Source organism: Syntrophobacterales bacterium (assembly GCA_019429105.1).
Taxonomy (GTDB): Bacteria; Desulfobacterota; Syntrophia; order Syntrophales; family UBA5619; genus DYTH01.
Map to the genome: position 1 here is coordinate 1 of JAHYJE010000079.1, position 4221 is coordinate 4221.

General features: G+C 48.1%; 7 protein-coding genes. All 7 read right to left on the reverse strand.

The genetic code is table 11. The annotated features are described in order from the left end of the window. Positions 1 to 308 (reverse strand): KUP/HAK/KT family potassium transporter (locus tag K0B01_14570; protein ID MBW6487366.1); only part of this gene is annotated, 308 nt, incomplete at its 3' end. 163 nt (positions 309 to 471) lie between these two features. Then, positions 472 to 1758: an ATP-binding protein gene (locus K0B01_14575; GenBank protein ID MBW6487367.1), complete on the reverse strand. Its 1287-nt coding sequence runs from the start codon at positions 1756 to 1758 to the stop codon at positions 472 to 474. Positions 1759 to 2104: 346 nt separating this feature from the next. After that, entirely contained in the window at positions 2105 to 2347 is a 243-nt protein-coding gene (locus K0B01_14580) for a hypothetical protein (protein ID MBW6487368.1), read from the reverse strand. 66 nt (positions 2348 to 2413) lie between these two features. After that, positions 2414 to 2827, reverse strand: a complete 414-nt coding sequence (locus tag K0B01_14585) for a hypothetical protein (protein MBW6487369.1) — start codon at positions 2825 to 2827, stop codon at positions 2414 to 2416. A gap of 112 nt (positions 2828 to 2939) precedes the next feature. After that, positions 2940 to 3065, reverse strand: a complete 126-nt coding sequence (locus tag K0B01_14590; protein ID MBW6487370.1) for a hypothetical protein — start codon at positions 3063 to 3065, stop codon at positions 2940 to 2942. Positions 3066 to 3082: 17 nt separating this feature from the next. Beyond that, positions 3083 to 3733, reverse strand: a complete 651-nt coding sequence (locus tag K0B01_14595) for an RDD family protein (protein ID MBW6487371.1) — start codon at positions 3731 to 3733, stop codon at positions 3083 to 3085. Further along, complete coding sequence (locus tag K0B01_14600; protein MBW6487372.1) at positions 3714 to 3935, reverse strand: hypothetical protein; 222 nt, start codon at positions 3933 to 3935, stop codon at positions 3714 to 3716. The genes K0B01_14595 and K0B01_14600 overlap by 20 nt, the downstream gene beginning before the upstream one ends. Between the last annotated feature and the right edge of the window lie 286 nt (positions 3936 to 4221).

A 4221-nucleotide genomic window follows, 5' to 3' on the forward strand; every position in this document is an offset into this window, starting at 1 on the left:
TGCAGGCTATTCAATTTTCCTTCCTTGCGCCACTTCTCATGGGCAAGGTCGAGGTAGAGGAGCATGACGACGCCCGTTTCCGCATCCAGCCCCGCAAAGGCGATGATGCCGACCCAGACGGCGATACCGTAAGCTGCCGCAAGCGAACTCGATGTCTTGAAGACGATCACCAAAATCAGGCAGCCGGCAAGGAGGAGCCATTTCACCGCAGGGATATAAATTTGCCCTTCGATTTCGACCGACGTGAAGACAATATTGATGAACTCGTAATAAGTCTGAAAACGACGCTTTTTCGAAATTCGCACTATGTAATTACCGTAAGTTACGGAGTTTGATTTGGTAAATTCTGACTTTTGACGAGATCATCAAACCTTAGTAAATAAAATTCATGTTGTATGAAGTTGTGACCCTTGTATTTTTTTCTGTATCTCTTTTTTCGCTCAAAGTAGGCCGAAATTCATTTTTTAATAGCTACGCCAGCCAGCATGGAACATATCTGACATCATCTCCAACCCCGAAAAAATCACGCGTCAACACAAGCGATTGTTCCGCTTCCGGATAATCGAGTAGAAATGACCGGATACCTGCCGGTTTTTTGGGAACCTTGAATGGGCGATATTTTACTTCTATTGGACGCAGCTTACCGCCGTTGTTCAATACAAAATCAACTTCATTTTTTGACTGTGTTCGCCAGAACGCGATTTCTTCCAACAGCGGAGATTTTTTTAGTAGCTCAGCATATACAGCATTTTCAGCCAGTTCACCCGCATCAGTGCGGTTGTCGAGAGCAGCAAGGTTGCGTATGGCAATGTTGCGCATGCCGTTGTCGATAAAATAGTACTTACGCATTTTACTGATCTCTTTTCTTGGATTACGGGAAAACGGCATACACCCCTTGATGATAAAGGTGTTTTCCAGCAGAAACAGAAAATTCTCCACCGTATTCCGCGCCAGTCTAGTAGCGGTTGCCAGTTCGGATATGTTTGCCAGACCTCCTGTCTGGTGCGCCAGCGCGGTGATGAGATTATTGAAACCGGTGACATTGTCAATTCGTGCCAGGTCTTTAATATCCTTACGGACATATGAATTATACAACTCTGCCATATAGGCTGTCTTGCGCTGCTCATCCGCTTCAAGGGCAACGCGCGGATATCCTCCCCATATTAGAAATTCACGATAATAACGCCCGCATTCATCGGTCAGATAGCGTGCCGTAAGCGCGGCTGGATCACTATCCGGCGTAAATAAACGGATTCCGCATTCCCTTACTGTTTTTGCCAGACGAGGTTCACCTCGGAAATCAAGAAACTCCGCAAAATTGAGAGGATATATCTCAAAAACAAGTTTTCTCCCCGCCAGCGAATCGGTAAATTTGCGGCGAATTTCAAGGGTTGATGAACCGGAAACAATCAATTTCAGGTTTGCTTGGCTGTCTGACAGCAGTTTCAGCAGATTGGATGGATTTGAAAGATACTGGATTTCATCAATAAAAATGTAGACCTTACGTGAAAGATTGGCTCCTTGAGCTCCAAGCCAGCCAATCAATTCACGCGGTCCACCTTCCAGAAGATGCAGCAGATTCATATCTTCCAGATCCAGATAATGAATAGCTGATTCAGGCTCTCCTTGACGGCGCAAAGACTCTATAAGCATTTTCATAATGGTAGTCTTGCCCACCTGACGCGCTCCCACCAGCAGCAATATTTCCGGTTGGTTCAGATACCGTAATAAATTTTGTAAAACATCACGATGATACATAAAAATCCTTCATATTTTTTGTACATCATATTGCATAATCTGAACTTATTAGCAAGACAAGATGTTTCGATTATAACATAGTTGGCACGCCCCATCGGTAATCGACCTTCATACGCAGTTCATGAACCGTTTCTTGGTTATACTTGCCGAGACTGTCCTGGATATGCCTTTCTAACCGGTATGTGCAGTCAATCCGCCTGGCATATAGTTCGCCATATTCTTCGCCGGACAGGCTGCTGCGAGCGATCAGTTTCTTTTCGGTCCCCGTGACTCGCCCTGCGCTTCGCTCCGGCCGAGACACGTCTCCCTGAGTCGCGCTCTCGCCCTCTAAACCGCTACGCGGATTCTATGACGCCGGACGGCCTCTCCCTGCGGTCGGGGCCGCCCGGTCGGGCGCTCTGAAACCCCAAGTCCAAAGATGAAACCCGAGATCAGCGCAGGGCGGTTTGTGCGCGTAATGGTGTTCCTTGACCTTTCCCTTCTTGAGAATAACTTCGCCGGCGCAGCCCGGACAACGGAAGGGGCCTTCACTTTTTTCAGTTTTCCATGCGACGGATTTAACGCCGTTTCTCGAAATGGCTGCTTGCACCGGTACGTTCCCCCTGTCCGTACATTTGGTAGATCATTCCTTACGAAATCAGTACAGGCATAGATTTCAAGAGCTTATTCTTAGCTCATACGATCGACCCTTTTTGGTTCTCGATATTCTGTTGAACTTCTCGGCGAAATAGAGGGCGTAATAGATATCTTCACGAGCCACCGGCCGATCGTAATCGTAAAGCGCCGCCCAATCCAATGACTCGGCTTGTTTGGCAATGTCGGATTGCAGAATACCAGGATTCGCCTGGATAATGGGTAACAAAATAGATAAGAGTTTTGAAAAGATGTGGTCTCGTCTTACAAAGGCTTCGTATTCTCCGGTCGCTTTCTCTAATTCAGCGATGTCGCCATACTGTTTCCAAGATTCTACGCATTTAAGATATTCCATCCTTGCAGCCAAAAAGTCTCCCTGTTTTTCAGCCTGTCTCGCCCAGTTCAGGTGTAGCGTCGCGTCTTCGTTCCTTGACATTGCCCCTCCTCGATAATCCTTTATCGTTAATCGGTCGCGGAAGTCTTGAAAGACAATCCCGGAAAAGCACCGAGCGTAGTAATCGTCTTTCACTGTCTCGCTAATGGGAACACTATCGCATCTTCAGTTCGACTTTGCAGGAGCACTCCGGCCACTCGCAAGGCGGATAATGAGCATCCCAAAAGGGATCGTCGTATCTGAATAATTTGCCGTTGAATTTTCTGCATTGATCCGGCATGCCCTCACGATTGTCGGCTAAAAACCACAGTTGGAAAGTTTGGTCATTCTGTTTTTGTGAGAAGAACTGCTTTCAGCGGCATTCTCCTTGCTCGGCTCATAAATCACATAGACGCTGGATGATGCCTTATCTATCCTGAACTCAGCCGTATATTTGGGCACTTCCTTACACGTGCTAATATCCCACAAATTAACCTTGCCCGACGACGGTTGCTCTGGGGGGCACGAATAAACATCGTACTTTGCTGGCCCGAATAGGCCAAACTTGCCACTAAATGCCAACAGCAATCCAATAAAAACGAACAGGCCGAGAATCCCGAAGGCATGGTAGCGCGCCCGTTTCTGATTCCAAATGGAGGCCTTGCTGATGCCGGCTGACTCCGTCGGGCGGAAACTGGCTACAATGTCTTCTCTGGCGGACTCTTTATCCGTACCCGCCGAATCAGCCCCGGATATCCTGACACGGCCAGAATCAATCATGTCTTTTTCGGCATTCACCACGAGCGTGCCGGCTGCCAGGTCATGCAAAGTCTGCTTGCGGGACGTGAAGGGTTGAATGGCATAGCCGAGTTTGAAAATGACGGAAGAAATGCAGCTTGCAAGGGTGCGGACCAGTGCCTTTGACAGAGTAATGCGAAGGCCGTGGAGGTCAGTGACCCTCACTTTCATGAGCTGTTGCCCGATGGTCGCCTGATTGATAGCGTAAATACCAATTAAACTGTGAGACCTTCGCAATATGGCTGCGCATGACCGAGCGCGAGTAGCCCTGCTCGTGCAGCCATTTACAAAAGCCGTCAGCCTCTACGCCCAAAGGTAGCATGCGACATCGATGCAGTTCCCATGAGCGACGCACCAAATCTTCCAACACCATGTTAGCCTCCTTTCTGCCCAAATAGGCAGATACGAATTAAACCATGGTGCTGGAATTATGTGAAGTGCTGGCACAGCTCCAGCGGAGATAAGTGCTGAACAGGTAAGAAGATACGAGGAATCAGCGGTGGGCTGCTTCACATAAGCAATCGCTTCACATAAGCTGATTTATGTTAAGCTCCACATAAATCAGCTTTATTGAAGACCCCTCGGTGATCCGGGATATCCTCAATCATCTGGGACTTTGGCTGGTAAAGGCAAGACCGCCGCCAAAGGCTCACGTCCTG

Excerpts from the sequence above, each read along its gene's own strand:
- K0B01_14575 (MBW6487367.1), bottom strand. The coding sequence starts at position 1,758 with ATGTATCATCGTGATGTTTTACAAAATTTATTACGGTATCTGAACCAA.
- K0B01_14585 (MBW6487369.1), bottom strand. The coding sequence starts at position 2,827 with ATGTCAAGGAACGAAGACGCGACGCTACACCTGAACTGGGCGAGACAG.
- K0B01_14590 (MBW6487370.1), bottom strand. The coding sequence starts at position 3,065 with ATGCCGGATCAATGCAGAAAATTCAACGGCAAATTATTCAGATACGAC.
- K0B01_14595 (MBW6487371.1), bottom strand. The coding sequence starts at position 3,733 with ATGAAAGTGAGGGTCACTGACCTCCACGGCCTTCGCATTACTCTGTCA.
- K0B01_14600 (MBW6487372.1), bottom strand. The coding sequence starts at position 3,935 with ATGGTGTTGGAAGATTTGGTGCGTCGCTCATGGGAACTGCATCGATGT.